The organism is Rhodococcus sp. PSi06 (assembly GCF_054960675.1).
Map to the genome: position 1 here is coordinate 35,720 of NZ_JBHNYO010000012.1, position 13,381 is coordinate 49,100.

Below are 13,381 nucleotides of genomic sequence, written 5' to 3' on the forward strand. Positions count from 1 at the left end.
TGGATCACTGCCGACGCGTGTCGTCCGGCCTGTCGGCCGAATTCTCACTGCCGAAAAGGTCGTCGCGAATTTCCCCGACGATTCCGCGCCTCTCGGTGGCACGCCGCGAGTCCCACACGTCCACCACAGCGAGAACCATCAGGACACAGCCGAGTGGGCCGCCCTGAAACCAGAACACCTGCAGATCCCAGAAGAACAACGCCAGCACTGCGCCGGCCGCAACCCAAACGATGCTCCGCGCATCGGTCGATCGAAGTATTCCTGCCCTCATGTGCATCCTTTCCTCGAGTCGGCCTGGGCCGACGTCACACCAGGTTCATGTCGATCGCCGCATCTGCGGCCAGCAAGGCACCCACGACGATCAGTACCGTTCCCAACGCCTCCTGGCTCCAGCCTTCGACGCGGCGAATCAGACGCGGTAGGACCGGCAGAACACGGTGTGACACAGCGAATCTGGCGACCAGGAGAACAAGAGCCGGTGCCAGGGTGACACATACGTAGACCGCGAGAACGAACACCGAGAATGCCCATCCCCGATCGGACGCGACCACCGCGTCGATCGCGGCGAAGTAGGGCAGCATCGTCGCCACCTCGACAACACCGACGGCGGCCGCCAGCACCACCACCCCACGACCGGTTTTCGGTACAACCGCCCGCCACGAACGGCCGGGGCGACCCTGCTTCTCGAGACGCTGCTTCCCGAGACGTTGCTTATAGAGACCCTGCTTACTGGCACGACGTTCCCAGGCCAGGCCCACCAGCAGAAGAGCCACACCCGCCACCAACCGCGCCCCGGCACTGCCGGGTACACCCACGTGGACGCCGCCGGTCACCGCCGGCGCCGCGATACCGACGGCGAGGTAGAGCAACCCCAGCACGCCGAGGTACAGCAGAACGGATCGAACGCGAAACGACGGCTGCAGCATCATCCACAGGGGAACGACGAGCGTGCCGACACCGATGCTGTCCACCAGCGCCAGCGCGACAATGTTAAAAAACACAGATGTACCATAACAACTATTTCGCACATTTGTACCGAATAACGGCGCACGTGCTAGAACAGACCGATGCCGAAGATCGTCGACCACGATGCGCGTCGCGCGGAGATCGTCGCCGCCGTCTGGCGCGTGATCGAGCGAGCCGGCATGAACGGAGCGACGGTACGCAGTGTGGCGGCCGAGGCAGGCGTCTCCCCTGGGTCACTGCGGTACTACTTCTCCGACCAAGGAGAACTGGTGCTCTTCGCAGCCGAAGCAATGACGCAGCGCGTCGTACATCGCTTGGAAACACAACCGGCCGACGGGAACGGACTCACTCGCGCCGTGCGCATGCTCGAGGAGATGCTGCCACTCGACGAAGATCGCTACGCCGAAGCGTCGGTCTGGCTGGAGGCGATCGTCCGCGCCCGATTCGACGAGCGATTGGCCGACCTCAAGACTGCAGGTTGGTTCGGAAGCCGGTATCTGTGCCGACTCGCGTGGGCCCACCTTCGCGATCTGGATGTGCCGGATTCGCCGCAATTCTCGTTCGAGAGCGAAGTCGACGAACGGGCCGCCGCAGAATTGCACACCTACATCGACGGGCTCACTCTCCACGCGGTGACGTATCCCGAACAACTCAGCTCGAACGAGGTTCGCCGACTGCTTCGGGATTACCTGACGGCGCGGCTCTAGACCCTTGTCACGGCCGCGAGGCCGTCGGCGTAGTCCGTTACTCGAGGTAACGTCGATGGGATGCATGTGTCCGACCGCCTCACCGACCACGTTCCCCAGCGCTGGCTCGAGCCCCTCGTCAAGCATGCCGAGGCCCTCAAGTTCCTTATCGTCGGAGCGATCACCTTCGTCGTCACCGTCGTACTGTTCTTCGGCCTGAAGTGGACGATCCTGCAGGACAAGCCAGTGACAGCGAACGTTCTGGCCGTGCTGATCGCGACGATCGTGTCGTACATTCTGAACCGCGAATGGTCGTTCACCGCCCGCGGCGGACGTCGACGCCACCACGAGGCCGCGCTGTTCTTCGCCGTCGCCGGAACCGGCCTGGCCATCAACCAACTGCCGCTCTGGGTGTCCAGTTATATGCTGGATCTGCGTTCCCCGAACGTGTCTTTCCTCACCGAGAACATCGCGGACTTCGTCAGCGGCTCGATCATCGGCACCCTGCTGGCGACCGCATTCCGGTGGTGGGCGATGCGTAAGTTCGTCTTCCCCGAGCCGGTGAAGGTTCTCCCCGATCCCGTCGCTCTGACCGTTTACGGTGGACAGCATGGCGACCACTAGGACCCTCGTGCTGATGCGGCACGGCAAATCCGGCTACCCCGACGGCGTCCCGGACCACGAACGGCCCCTGGCGGCGCGTGGTGAACGGGAAGCCGGCCTGGCCGGAGCTTGGATTGCCGAGCACGTCGGTCGCGTCGACGCGGTCCTGTGTTCGACGGCTCTGCGCACTCGCGAAACACTGGCCGCCACCGGCCTCGGTGACACCCCGACTCGTTTCGAGCGGGACATCTACGGCGGATCCGCCGACGAGATCATCGACGAAATCCGGCTGGCCGACACGTACTTCGACGACGTGACGGTATCGACCCTGATGGTCGTCGGCCATGAGCCCGGAATCCCCTGGACAGCACTCGAATTGGCGGTCGACGACGATACCGACGTGGCCCGCGAGGTTCGGCACCGCTTCCCCACCTCGGCAATCGCGGTACTGACGACCGAGAAGTCATGGGCCGAACTGGCGGCGAGCTCGGCCACGATCACCGAGTTCTGTATTCCACGCGCCGAGCAGTAGTCAGCGGTTCCTGAGGTACAGGTAGCCGGCACCGCCTGCTGCGATCAACAGGATCAGTGCTGCGGGAAACCCGAGCAGCCACCACACCACGGCAAGCACCACCAATGCGGGTGCGGCGGCGATCAACGCAATCCCGGGGTTCTCACGAACCGTCTCCAGTGCGGACTGTGCGTGCACTCTGTCGATCTTCTTGCCTGCCATCGCGAACTCCCTGGATTTCCATGCGTGTCCCGTTTGCGTACTTCCACAGTAGCGCGTTCGGCTACGACTTTCGGTGGAGCGCAGCGTCGTACCTTGGACCGAACCACCAGGTACGACGCATCCGCGGGGGTATCGCGTGCACCTTCGCTGCGGTGGGATCGGGCCTATGAACAATCCGATTCTGCTCACCATCGCGATCTGCGAGGTCGGCTTCTGGGTGCTCGTGATCGGCGGACTGTGCCTGCGCTACGTGGCACGCATGCGGCGTGCGAGCACGATCGTGCTCGCGCTGCTTCCCGTCCTCGATCTCGTCCTCGTCGCCGCGGTGGCCCTCGACCTGCACCGGGGCGGAGAGGTCGAATTCGCTCACCGACTCGCCGGCATCTACCTCGGCTGGACCGTCGTGTTCGCGCACTCCACCGTCGCCTGGCTCGACGTCCGGTTCGCCCACCGCTTCGCCGGTGGACCCGCACCGGTCAAGCCGCCCAAGACCGGTCCGCAGGCCTACCGCAACGAGATCCGAGGCTTCGTGAAGTGGCTGTGCGCCGCCGCGATCGCCCTGGCGATCACCTACGGACTCGCGTACACCGTGGCAGACTCGGAGCAGGCCGCAGCACTGAAGACCGTGATCCAACCACTCGGCGTCATCACCTTCTTCTGGTTCGTCACCGGACCACTGTGGGTGTTGGGTTCGAAGAATTCGGGTTCCAACGGTTCGGGCTCGAAAGACACGGCAGGAGAACGGAGTCGACTCTGATGCTGGGAGGTTCCGGACTGCTGGGCTCTCACGGACTACTGGGCTCTCACGAACTGCTGCGCAAGTTTCGCCCGGCGTGGCGGCCTCGAAATCCTGTGGTGCTGCCACTGGAAATGCTACTGGCCACCGTGGCCTACGCCGGGTTCCAGCTCTCGACAAGCATGGTCGGTGACACCAGGGACGAGCTAGTCGACAGCCCACGCCTGATTGCGATCAGTGTCGTTGCCCTACTGGCGATGACCGCCGCGACGTGTGTACGCCGGTCGTTTCCCACCGCGTCGTATCTGACGGTGGTGGCCATCAGCGTCGCGCTGATTCTGGTTCTTCCGGACCGAACTCTCGGTTTCACTCCGCTGTACTGGTTTGCCATCGCCGCCTTGGCGATTCGGGTGACCGGGCCGCGCCTGTTCGCACCCCTCGGGCTCGGTCTGATCCTCGAGATCGTCATCAGCGTCGACACTCGCCTGTCTTTCCCCGATGCCGCGGCGGGTCCCGGTGGCACGATCGGCGTGGTGGCCGAACAGGTGGCGAACCTGATCATCAACTACACGGTTCTCATCGCCCTGGGAAAGTACATCGCACGCAGCCGCGCTCAGGAACTCGAGAACGACGCCGCGCTGGACCGAGCCGAATGCGAACACCGGGAACAACTGGACGCGGCGCTCGACAACGAACGCAAGGCCATGGCTCGCGAATTACACGACGTCGCCGCCCACCACTTGACCGGCATGCTCATCCAGGCCAAAGCATCGAAGACACTCATCGCGAGCGATCCCGCGCAGGCACGCGAACTGCTCACGGGCGCAATCGGACACGGCCAACGCACCCTCGACAGTCTGCGACAGATCGTCGGTATCCTGCGCCCGAGTGCACCGAACCAGAACACACCTCAACCGATGATCGCCGACCTCCCCGAATTGATCGAGCAATCACGAATGTCGTTCTCGTCCATGACGGTCGATGTCCCCGAGAACAGAGACGGCGCAGAACATACAGACGGTGCAGAACACAGACCTACCACCGACAGCGCCGTGCAACTGACGTGTTATCGCATCGTTCAGGAGGCGTTGTCCAATGCCGGACGCCACGCGCCCCGCTGCGAGGTGCGCGTGCGGGTGATCGACCGTTCGACGGCCATCGAGGTCACCGTTTCCAACACGATCACCACAGCCCCTGCCGACCGGCGAGCGGCGGGACAGGGTTTCGGTATTCCAGGGATGCAGGAGCGGGCGGCTCTGTTCGGAGGAACCCTCGACGCCGGGTTGTCTGACGACGGCACCACCTGGACGGTGCACGCTCGACTGCCCCTCGGCGGGAACATCTCCCGAACACACAAGGTCCCTGCATGATCACCGTCCTGATCGCCGACGATCAACCCGTCGTTCGGCAGGGCTTCGAGCTGTTCCTGGCCGGCCGTCCCGACATCGACGTAGTGGGACACGCCACCTCGGGAAAGCATGCCGTGCAACAGGTATCGATGCTGCAACCGGACGTGGTGCTGATGGACATCAGGATGCCGGACGGCGACGGATTGACCGCAACTCGGGAGATTCTGGCGCGGTTCGACACTGTGCGCATCATTGTCGTCACCACGTTCGATCTCGACGAGTACGTGTTCGCTGCGCTGGACAGTGGAGCGTCCGGTTTCTTGCTCAAGGACACCGATCCCGAAGAGCTCGCCGACGCTGTGATCACGGTCGCCACTGGCGGAGCAGCCCTGTCGCCGCGCCTCACCCCGCGATTGATGGCGGAGTTCGCGCGACGAGGAGCGCCACAGCGATCGACGAGAGGCTCTGCACCACAACATGATCTGAGCCTTCGCGAGATGGAGGTGGTGCAACTGCTCGCGAAGGGCCTGGGCAACAACGAGATCGCCCGATCGCTCGGACTCGAGCAGAGCACCGTGAAAACCCACGTCGGCAACATCTGCCGCAAGCTCGACGTCAACACCCGTGTGCACGTGGTGATCTGGGCTTACCGCAACGGCGTGGTGAGCAGCTAGGCAAACACTTACACCTAGGGCGACATTTACAGCTGGGGCGCTTCCCCTCCTAAGCTGCTGTTCGCTTCTCGTCGTCCGTATCCTGCGCGCTGAGCTCGACCATGGACCCCGACTTGTCGGTGTACTGGAAGTGCGGCCGCTTGTCTCCGATGTACGAGGTCATCCACGACACCACCGCGACGTAGCGGTTTCGGAAGCCGACCAGGTACATCAGGTGCACCGCGAGCCACATGAGCCAGGCGATGGGCCCCGACATGTCGACCTTGCCGAACAGCCGTGCCACAGCGCTGAATCGACCGACGATCGACATGCTGCCCTTGTCGGTGTACTCGAACGGCGTCCCGGCGTCGACCTTGCCGATGATCATCTTGGCAACGTGCCTGCCCTGCTGCATCGCCACCGGCGACTGTCCGGGGAGCTTGTTCAGCGATGTCACGTCGCCGATCGCGTAGACGTCCTTCGCCGAGCCGACGGTCAGGTCGTCGTGCACCAGAAGGCGTCCGGCACGGTCGGTCTCGCAGCCGGTGCGCTCGGCGACGGTGGCGGCCAAGTCGCTGGCCTGCACGCCTGCCGACCAAATGACGGTCTTGGCCGGATAGGTCCGTGAGGTCTTGGTATCGACGTCCTGAACGGTGACCACATCGTCGGCGATATCGGTGACCATGGCCCCGGTGACGACGTCGACACCCGACTTCTCGAGCTTGGTGCGGGCGTACGCGCTGAGCTTGCCGCCGAACGCCGGCAGCACCTCCTTGACACCGTCGACGAGCGTGACGGTGACGTCGTCCGGTTCGATGTCGGGGAACGATCCTGCGAAGTAACGGTGCGCGAGATCCCTGATCTGACCGGCCAGTTCGACACCGGTTGCACCCGCCCCGACGACGACGAAGCTCAGCAACTCCTTGCGGGCGGCCGGCTCGGTCGTCATGTGCGCAGTCTCGTAGCAGCTCAGGATCTGCTCACGCAGCGCGATCGCGTCGTCCACCGTCTTCAGCGCGAACGTGCGGTCCTTGAACTCGTCGCGACCGAAGTAGGCCTGCGTGGCACCCGTGGCGACGATGAGCCGGCCGAAGCCGATGGTGTGACGCTGCCCGGCACCGATGTAGGTGACCTGGTGAGCCTCGGGATCGACGTCGACGACGCGTCCCAGACGGACGTCGGCGGAGTCGTACTGCGCCAGGATGCGCCGGATCGGCGGGGCGATCTCACCCGTCGAGAGCATTCCCGTAGCGGCCTGGTAGAGCAGCGGCTGGAAGAGGTGCTCGGTGGTGCTGGAGATCAACGAGAACGTCACACCGGCCTTGCCCAGAGACTTGGCGGCCGCCAATGCTCCGAATCCCGATCCCACGATGACGACGTCGTACGTATCCACTGCACTTCCCTTTCCGAGCCCAAGAACGTTTCCTAGAAAAGAACTACTTCCATGAAACTCCGACCTCGCTGGTCTATCAACGCGAAAGTTGAAATAGCATCCATGAGTAGAACTCATCATCGGAGGCACACATGGAGCTGCGACAGCTGAAGTACTTTCTCGCGGTCGGGGAAGAACTGAACTTCTCGCGTGCCGCCGAACGCTGCTACGTCTCGCAGTCAGCGATCAGCCTGCAGATCGCCAAGCTCGAGCGCGAGATCGGCGAGCCACTGTTCGAGCGCACCTCTCGTACCGTTCGATTGACCGTTGTGGGAGCACAATTGGTCTCGATCGCGCGGCACATGGTGGAGCTCGAACAATCCGCCCTGGCGTTGACGGCGCGCCGCCGGAACCAGCTGCGCCTCACCGGAAACATGACCTTCGCAGCCAACGCCATCGCTGCCATCGTCTCGGTGCGTGAGCGCCATCCGGACGCCGAGATCGATTTCGTACTGAAACGATTCGCAGAACAAATCGAAGCGGTGACATCCGGAGACTGCCAGGTAGCGCTCATTCGCGGCAGCGTCGAACGTTCGGGCTTGCACGTGACCGAACTGTGGACGGAGGATCTCGTGGTCGCGCTCGCCGAAGGCCATCCCCTTGCCGACGAGGCGAACCCGAGCCTGAGCCAACTGGCCGACTACCCGCTGCTCCTACCCAAACGCAGCGAACAAATTTTGCTGCACCGGGTGATCGAGCGCGAGATGAAACGCAGCGGCCTCCCGCTCACCTTCGGGCCACCGGTCGCATCGGATCACACCGCCAGCGCCGAACTGCTCAACCGCCCACAGTGCTGGACGATTCTCTACGCCAGCACCGCCGACAGCACCCCCAAGACCGGACTCGTCTTTCGAACCGAAGCCGACCGAAGACTGCAACTACCGGTATCGGCGGTGGTCGACGCCACCGTGCCGGCCACCGACATTCAACGCGACCTGGTCGCTGCGCTGGCAGCGACGGCACCGATTCAACCTACGACACCTGTTCAACCCGCGGCACCGGCCAGTTGAGCGAAGGCCGCGTCGGCGTCGAACAATTCGGCGCGATCGTACGTCGATGTGGACGCCATGATCTCGTTCGCGCCGGTACGTTCGATTATCTCCTCCAGCGCAGGACGCACCTGCTCGGCGGTGCCGAGAATCGTCGAGTCGAGCGAGTTCTCGATGCGCTCCCTCGTTCGCGGCGTCCACCGGGATTCGTCGATGGCCGACGACGGTTCCAAGGCCGGGAATTCACCCTCGCGCCGCGACCTGGCCATCGCCCACGCTTCGGGCAGTGCGAGCCGACGCGCGTCGGCGGCATCGGCAGCGATCGTCACATCGAGCGACACGATCACGTACGGTTCGGGATTCGTCGACGAGGGCCGGAAGGCCCTGCGGTACAACTGCAATGGATCAACATTTTGCAACACCGGACCACCGACGACAACGGGAAGCCCGGCACGGGCCCCGACCTCGAGACCCGCACCGGTCGCGAGCACGAACATCGGCGGGGGCGCGGTGACAGGACGCGCCGTCACCGGTGCCGAACCATCGAAATAAGAACGCAATTCGGCAATGTCCGCTTCGAAAGTATCGGGGGCGTCCCGGTCTCGTCGCAACGCTGCGCGCACCGGTTCGGTGAACCCGAGAGAACGACCGACACCGAGATCGATCCGGCCGGGAAAGAGGGACTCCAGCATCAGAAATTGCTCGGCCACGATCAGCGGCTGGTGGTTGGGCAACATCACTCCCCCGGATCCGACGCGGATCCGTGACGTGCTCGACGCCACCGCCGCGGCAAGTACGGCCGGAGCTCCCGACGCGATGCCGGGCACGCCGTGATGCTCGGCTACCCAGAACCGATGCAGCCCGATCTTCTCCGCGTGCACTGCCCGTTCGACGGTATGGCGCAGCGCCGAGGCGTCGTCCATTCCGGATCGAGTGCGGGATCTGTCGAGGAGGGAAAGCAACACAGCTGAGACAACCGCGGGAGCGTCGGGCATATTTCTCGTCATGAGTTGGTGGGTGTTGACGCACGTCGATGTAGAGGGTCCGGCGCTGATCGGGACGATCATGGCCGAGCGCGGAATCGAGTACACGGTCGCCTCGGTGGGAAGTGGGGATCCGCTGCCGCCGGCCGACGCGATCTCGGGGTTGGTCGTGTTGGGCGGACCGATGGACGCGTGGGGCGATGTCGCTCACCCTCATGTACGGGCCGAGCGGGAGCTGATCGCCGAGTGCCTGCGACGCGGCATTCCCGTGCTCGGAGTATGTCTGGGTGCACAGTTGCTCGCAGCCTCGCAGGGATGTGCGGTGTACCGGGGGCCCGTTCCCGAGCTGGGCTCGGGTGAGGTGATCGCGACAGCGGCCGGTGAGGCGCTCTTCGGACCGGATCGAATCCAGGTCGTGCACTGGCACACCGATACCTTCGATCTACCCGCCGGGGCGGTGCTCCTGGCGAGCTCGAATCTCTACCGAAATCAAGCATTCCGGTTCGGCAGCGGTCTCGGTCTGCAATTCCACGTCGAGCTCACACCCGCCGAACAGCCGATGCTCGACGCGCACATGCCTGCAGGAACGGCACCGAACGCGCAGGTTCTGGCGCGCGTCGCCGAGGACGGGCGAAAAATAATCGAGTCATTTTTCGACAAAGTGTCATAGCGGAGAAGTGTCATAGCGGAGAGGTGTCATAGCGGACCGAACGTGTCCGCAATGACGATCATCATTGCGTCATGAACCTCACCATGAAGCTCGAACTCGTCACCCTGGCCGTCACCGACGTCGATCGTGCCAAGGACTTCTACGTCTCGATCGGTTTCAACGCCGACCACGATGCGCGCCCCTGGGACGGCATCCGGTACGTCCAGCTCACTCCCCCGGGATCGGCCTGCTCCATCGCGATCGGCGAGGGCATCACCGACGCCGAGTCGGGCAAGGGAGCCGGAATCCTGATGGTCGTCGACAGTATCCAGGACGCCTACGAGCACCTCACCGCGGCCGGTCTCACCATCGATCCGCCCAAGGACGAGGGCTGGGGCACGTTCGTGTACTTCGCCGACCCCGACGGCAACACATGGTCGGTGCAGCAGCTGCCCGCGCAGTCCTAACGCTGAACGAAGGCCAGCCGAGCCAGTATTCCGCGGTGATCGGAGCCGGGAACGGTGACGGCCTCGACCGAGTGAACGGCCATGTCTGCCACCAGAACGTGATCGATGGCAATGACCGGCGGGTACCAGGTGTGAGCCGGGTACGTCCTGAGCATGCCGGCTCCGGCGGCCACCGCCGCATCGACGAAACGGCCGTCCTGTAGGTCTCGATAACGCCGATGATCCTGCGTCGCGTTGATATCACCCGCCACCACCACAGGACCGTCGTCGACGGGAATCTTGGCCAGTAATTGACGCAGCAGTCCCAGTTCGCGGACCCACTCGGACGGCTCGCGCGGCCACGGCGGCACGGGATGCACCGCGAACACCAACGGCCGGCCCGGCATCTCCACTCGCGCCGAGAGCAGTTCGGTGACGAAGCCGTCGTGACGTTGCTCGTCGGCGAATGGAAACCGGCTGTACATGCCGGTTCCGTTGCCGCCTGCGGCCGCGCTGACGTGGGCGTACGGCAACCACTCGGACAGCCTGGGCCGCAGACTCGCGTCGGCCGCCGGCGTCAGCTCGACGAGAGTCAGTACGTCGGGACGGTGTTTCTCGACGAGGGCAACCAGTGCATCCTGATCGGCCTGCCCCAGCCAGATGTTGGCGTGCAGGACTGTCAGAGTCGGGGTGTCAGAGCCCCGACGGGGGCGAGACTTCTGGGTGCGCACGTGCAAGGGGAACTGCGTGAGCGCTGCGGCCGCCAGCACCGCCAGCCCCGCCGCCACGCCCCACCATCCGAACGCGATGCCGGCGAGCACGGTGCCGGGCAGTCCGGCGAGCATGAGGACATGTGCCAAAGCGGCGGCCACGAGCATTCCCTGTCCTCGCGAGTCGAGGAGGTGCGCCGCGATGCCGACCACCGCCGCGACGAGCAACAACAGAGCCACCGAACCCGAAACCATGAGCGGGAGTCTGACAGGCAAACCTGAGGCCTCGCTGGGAAGCATCCTCGAGACCGGCCGAACTGTTCGCTTTCTCGCGGCAAACACGACACAATCGACAACGCTGTCCGTGAGCCACAATGGGGGGAACTTTCCGTGAACCGAAGGCAACTGCTGCGGTTGGCCGCTGCCGGAATGCTCGGAGCCGCCGCGGCACCGGTCCTGACGTCGACCGGACTACCCGGGTCCACCGTCGCCGGCGCACTGCCGATCGGAGCAGACCGCATCCGATCCCTGGTCCCCGAACTGTTCGCGGACCCGCCCCGCCCACCGGAGCACTCGCCCGTCATCGTCATCGGCTCCGGTTTCGGAGCCAGCGCCGCCGCCCTGCGCCTGGCCCAGGCCGGCACCGCAGTGACCGTCCTCGAGCGCGGACTGCGCTGGCCACGTGATCCCTGGCGCGAAATCTTCACCGCCGACATGACCGCCGACGGACGCGGACTGTGGCAGCAGACCTCGTTCACCAACATCACCGGCCTTCCGGTGGGACCGGTCGACCTGTTCGGCGGCGTCCTCGACACCACCCGCTTCGAGAACCTCTCGGTCTGGCGCGGCGCAGCCGTCGGCGGCGGTTCCGTGGTCTACACCGGCGTCACCATCGCACCGAACAAGAAATTCTTCGACCTCTCGTTCGGTGGACGCCTGAACTACGACGAGATGGCAGCCACCTGGTACCCCAAGGCGCGTTCCATGCTCCGGCCGTCGGCGATGCCGGAGGACGTGTACAACAGCCCGAACTTCGCGCACTCGCGCACGTGGGACGACCACGCCCGACGGGCAGGATTCACCCCCGAAGCAGTCGACGGCAACTGGAACTGGAACGTCGTGCGCGACGAGATCGGCGGCCGGTCACGGCCGTCCGCGACCGTCGGCGAGAGCACATTCGGCAACTCCAACGGTGCCAAGCACGATCTGACGCAGAACTACATCCCGCAGGCCGAGGCCACCGGTAACGCCACGGTGTGCCACAGCCACCGCGTCGCCGCGATCGGTGCCGAATCGGGCGGCCGCTACCGCGTCGACATCGAACGCCTCGACCCGTTCGGCAGGGTCGTCGAGACTCGTACCGTCACGTGCGACACCCTGGTCCTCGGGGCCGGGTCCATCGGTACCACCGAACTGCTGATGCGCGCCCGCACCACCGGGGCGCTGGGTAACCTCAACGAATTCGTCGGCACCGGTTGGGGCACCAACGGCGACGCCTCGATGACGCGGTCGCTCGGACCGGTGTCCGCCGGCCCTCAAGCCGCGCCCTGTGCATCCCGTATCGTCGACGACTCCGGACTGCCTCTCACCGTCGAGAACTGGTACACCCCGGGCGTTCCCGTCAACATGGGCTTCCTGGGCTCATTGGGCATGACCATCGACCCCTTGCGCGGAAACTTCGGATTCGACTCCGCTGCAAACAAATTGACGCTCAACTGGCCCAAGGGCGGCAGCCGAGACACCGTCGAAGCGTTGCGCGCAGTGCAGAACCGGATGGCCCAGGCCGGCGGCACCATCGTCGCTGCCGAGCCGTTCACCCGCGACGTCGACGACACGTTCACCGCCCATCCACTCGGCGGCGCAGTACTCGGTGACGCCACCGACGGCTACGGCCGCGTCAAGGGCCACCCCGGGCTCTACGTCGTCGACGGCGCTCTGATTCCGGGCAGCACCGGTGCCGCCAACCCGTCACTGACCATCACCGCACTGGCCGAACGCAACGTCGCGCAGATCATCTCCGACGGGCGCTGACCGGTTCCACCAGCGACCCGGGACGGATGGGTGAACCGGTCGCGAACGGGTAGCCGATCAGCATGCCCATCGACGAATCGAAGGAACCCGACGACCTGACCATCGCGGACCGCGAAGTGGAAAAGCGCTGGAAGGACCCCGCTGCCTTCCGCCGAGCGGCAGCGTATTGCGCCGTCGTGGTGGCGTTGGCTGCGGCACTGACCGCAGTGTTTCTCCTCGTCGATCGCACGAACCCACTGCTGGCCGCAGCGGTTCCCGCCGTGTGCTTCCTCGGAGGCATCGGCGCTCTCACTCGCGGCTACAGGGTGTACCGCGCGGGTGGAACGTGGCCCATCTGGCAGGGTGCCGCGTGGTTCCTGTTCACCGTCATGCTGCTCGGCTTGGCGATGCCGATGTTCGCACTTCGTCACTGACC

At 64.8% G+C, this 13,381-nt stretch carries 17 protein-coding genes; 11 read left to right on the forward strand and 6 right to left on the reverse strand.

The window, feature by feature from the left end:
- Positions 1 to 4: 4 nt before the first annotated feature.
- Together ACFI9K_RS16455 and ACFI9K_RS16460 are read right to left on the reverse strand one after the other, a co-directional pair.
- On the reverse strand, positions 5 to 271 hold the full coding sequence (locus tag ACFI9K_RS16455; RefSeq protein WP_462664497.1) for a hypothetical protein: 267 nt from the start codon (positions 269 to 271) through the stop codon (positions 5 to 7).
- A 34-nt stretch (positions 272 to 305) separates the two neighbouring features.
- Entirely contained in the window at positions 306 to 1,001 is a 696-nt protein-coding gene (locus ACFI9K_RS16460) for a GAP family protein (RefSeq protein ID WP_462664498.1), read from the reverse strand.
- A 66-nt stretch (positions 1,002 to 1,067) separates the two neighbouring features.
- Between ACFI9K_RS16460 and ACFI9K_RS16465 the strand changes: the two genes are divergently transcribed.
- From ACFI9K_RS16465 to ACFI9K_RS16475, 3 genes are read left to right on the forward strand one after another with little or no spacing between them, the layout of a single operon-like run.
- Positions 1,068 to 1,673 carry a TetR family transcriptional regulator C-terminal domain-containing protein gene (locus ACFI9K_RS16465; protein ID WP_222093751.1) on the forward strand — a complete coding sequence of 202 codons (606 nt, stop codon included), beginning with the start codon at positions 1,068 to 1,070 and terminating at the stop codon, positions 1,671 to 1,673.
- A 60-nt stretch (positions 1,674 to 1,733) separates the two neighbouring features.
- Complete coding sequence (locus ACFI9K_RS16470; RefSeq protein ID WP_222093752.1) at positions 1,734 to 2,276, forward strand: GtrA family protein; 543 nt, start codon at positions 1,734 to 1,736, stop codon at positions 2,274 to 2,276.
- The gene (locus ACFI9K_RS16475) at positions 2,263 to 2,787 is read left to right on the forward strand and encodes a SixA phosphatase family protein (RefSeq protein ID WP_462664499.1); all 525 of its coding nucleotides are present in this window, start codon (positions 2,263 to 2,265) and stop codon (positions 2,785 to 2,787) included. Before ACFI9K_RS16470 ends, ACFI9K_RS16475 begins: the two co-directional genes overlap by 14 nt.
- Here the strand turns inward: ACFI9K_RS16475 and ACFI9K_RS16480 are convergent, their stop codons facing one another.
- Positions 2,788 to 2,988 carry a membrane protein gene (locus ACFI9K_RS16480; protein ID WP_027498199.1) on the reverse strand — a complete coding sequence of 67 codons (201 nt, stop codon included), beginning with the start codon at positions 2,986 to 2,988 and terminating at the stop codon, positions 2,788 to 2,790. It abuts the gene before it with no gap.
- A gap of 166 nt (positions 2,989 to 3,154) precedes the next feature.
- On the opposite strand from ACFI9K_RS16480, the gene ACFI9K_RS16485 reads away from it, so the two are divergent.
- Genes ACFI9K_RS16485 through ACFI9K_RS16495 form a run of 3 tightly spaced genes read left to right on the forward strand, consistent with a single transcriptional unit; the run spans position 3,155 to position 5,747 of the window.
- On the forward strand, positions 3,155 to 3,745 hold the full coding sequence (locus tag ACFI9K_RS16485; protein WP_462664500.1) for a hypothetical protein: 591 nt from the start codon (positions 3,155 to 3,157) through the stop codon (positions 3,743 to 3,745).
- A complete protein-coding gene (locus ACFI9K_RS16490; protein WP_462664501.1) occupies positions 3,745 to 5,094 on the forward strand; it encodes a sensor histidine kinase in 1,350 nt (449 codons plus the stop codon). Before ACFI9K_RS16485 ends, ACFI9K_RS16490 begins: the two co-directional genes overlap by 1 nt.
- On the forward strand, positions 5,091 to 5,747 hold the full coding sequence (locus tag ACFI9K_RS16495; RefSeq protein WP_462664502.1) for a response regulator: 657 nt from the start codon (positions 5,091 to 5,093) through the stop codon (positions 5,745 to 5,747). Before ACFI9K_RS16490 ends, ACFI9K_RS16495 begins: the two co-directional genes overlap by 4 nt.
- A 49-nt stretch (positions 5,748 to 5,796) precedes the next feature.
- On the opposite strand, the gene ACFI9K_RS16500 is transcribed toward ACFI9K_RS16495, so the two are convergent.
- Positions 5,797 to 7,119: an NAD(P)/FAD-dependent oxidoreductase gene (locus ACFI9K_RS16500; protein ID WP_462664503.1), complete on the reverse strand. Its 1,323-nt coding sequence runs from the start codon at positions 7,117 to 7,119 to the stop codon at positions 5,797 to 5,799.
- Positions 7,120 to 7,250: 131 nt separating this feature from the next.
- Between ACFI9K_RS16500 and ACFI9K_RS16505 the strand changes: the two genes are divergently transcribed.
- On the forward strand, positions 7,251 to 8,168 hold the full coding sequence (locus tag ACFI9K_RS16505) for a LysR family transcriptional regulator (protein WP_462664504.1): 918 nt from the start codon (positions 7,251 to 7,253) through the stop codon (positions 8,166 to 8,168).
- On the opposite strand, the gene ACFI9K_RS16510 is transcribed toward ACFI9K_RS16505, so the two are convergent.
- Positions 8,144 to 9,112, reverse strand: a complete 969-nt coding sequence (locus ACFI9K_RS16510; RefSeq protein ID WP_462664628.1) for an MsnO8 family LLM class oxidoreductase — start codon at positions 9,110 to 9,112, stop codon at positions 8,144 to 8,146. The genes ACFI9K_RS16505 and ACFI9K_RS16510 overlap by 25 nt on opposite strands.
- A gap of 40 nt (positions 9,113 to 9,152) precedes the next feature.
- Between ACFI9K_RS16510 and ACFI9K_RS16515 the strand changes: the two genes are divergently transcribed.
- Entirely contained in the window at positions 9,153 to 9,800 is a 648-nt protein-coding gene (locus tag ACFI9K_RS16515) for a type 1 glutamine amidotransferase (RefSeq protein WP_462664505.1), read from the forward strand.
- Positions 9,801 to 9,871: 71 nt separating this feature from the next.
- On the forward strand, positions 9,872 to 10,246 hold the full coding sequence (locus ACFI9K_RS16520) for a VOC family protein (protein WP_462664506.1): 375 nt from the start codon (positions 9,872 to 9,874) through the stop codon (positions 10,244 to 10,246).
- Here ACFI9K_RS16520 and ACFI9K_RS16525 read toward each other — a convergent pair.
- On the reverse strand, positions 10,243 to 11,190 hold the full coding sequence (locus tag ACFI9K_RS16525; RefSeq protein WP_462664507.1) for an endonuclease/exonuclease/phosphatase family protein: 948 nt from the start codon (positions 11,188 to 11,190) through the stop codon (positions 10,243 to 10,245). The genes ACFI9K_RS16520 and ACFI9K_RS16525 overlap by 4 nt on opposite strands.
- A 135-nt stretch (positions 11,191 to 11,325) precedes the next feature.
- Here ACFI9K_RS16525 and ACFI9K_RS16530 point away from each other — a divergent pair, with 135 nt between their 5' ends.
- Entirely contained in the window at positions 11,326 to 12,966 is a 1,641-nt protein-coding gene (locus ACFI9K_RS16530; protein WP_462664508.1) for a GMC oxidoreductase, read from the forward strand.
- Positions 12,967 to 13,028: 62 nt separating this feature from the next.
- Positions 13,029 to 13,379, forward strand: coding sequence for a hypothetical protein (locus ACFI9K_RS16535; protein ID WP_462664509.1), 351 nt, complete (start codon positions 13,029 to 13,031; stop codon positions 13,377 to 13,379).
- The last annotated feature ends 2 nt before the right edge of the window (positions 13,380 to 13,381 follow it).

Bases quoted from the DNA above. Each gene is read 5' to 3' on its own strand.
- ACFI9K_RS16470 (WP_222093752.1), top strand. From the start codon at position 1,734: ATGCATGTGTCCGACCGCCTCACCGACCACGTTCCCCAGCGCTGGCTC.
- ACFI9K_RS16490 (WP_462664501.1), top strand. From the start codon at position 3,745: ATGCTGGGAGGTTCCGGACTGCTGGGCTCTCACGGACTACTGGGCTCT.
- ACFI9K_RS16475 (WP_462664499.1), top strand. From the start codon at position 2,263: ATGGCGACCACTAGGACCCTCGTGCTGATGCGGCACGGCAAATCCGGC.
- ACFI9K_RS16505 (WP_462664504.1), top strand. From the start codon at position 7,251: ATGGAGCTGCGACAGCTGAAGTACTTTCTCGCGGTCGGGGAAGAACTG.
- ACFI9K_RS16535 (WP_462664509.1), top strand. From the start codon at position 13,029: ATGCCCATCGACGAATCGAAGGAACCCGACGACCTGACCATCGCGGAC.
- ACFI9K_RS16465 (WP_222093751.1), top strand. From the start codon at position 1,068: ATGCCGAAGATCGTCGACCACGATGCGCGTCGCGCGGAGATCGTCGCC.
- ACFI9K_RS16515 (WP_462664505.1), top strand. From the start codon at position 9,153: ATGAGTTGGTGGGTGTTGACGCACGTCGATGTAGAGGGTCCGGCGCTG.
- ACFI9K_RS16520 (WP_462664506.1), top strand. From the start codon at position 9,872: ATGAACCTCACCATGAAGCTCGAACTCGTCACCCTGGCCGTCACCGAC.
- ACFI9K_RS16480 (WP_027498199.1), bottom strand. From the start codon at position 2,988: ATGGCAGGCAAGAAGATCGACAGAGTGCACGCACAGTCCGCACTGGAG.
- ACFI9K_RS16455 (WP_462664497.1), bottom strand. From the start codon at position 271: ATGAGGGCAGGAATACTTCGATCGACCGATGCGCGGAGCATCGTTTGG.
- ACFI9K_RS16495 (WP_462664502.1), top strand. From the start codon at position 5,091: ATGATCACCGTCCTGATCGCCGACGATCAACCCGTCGTTCGGCAGGGC.
- ACFI9K_RS16525 (WP_462664507.1), bottom strand. From the start codon at position 11,190: ATGGTTTCGGGTTCGGTGGCTCTGTTGTTGCTCGTCGCGGCGGTGGTC.
- ACFI9K_RS16485 (WP_462664500.1), top strand. From the start codon at position 3,155: ATGAACAATCCGATTCTGCTCACCATCGCGATCTGCGAGGTCGGCTTC.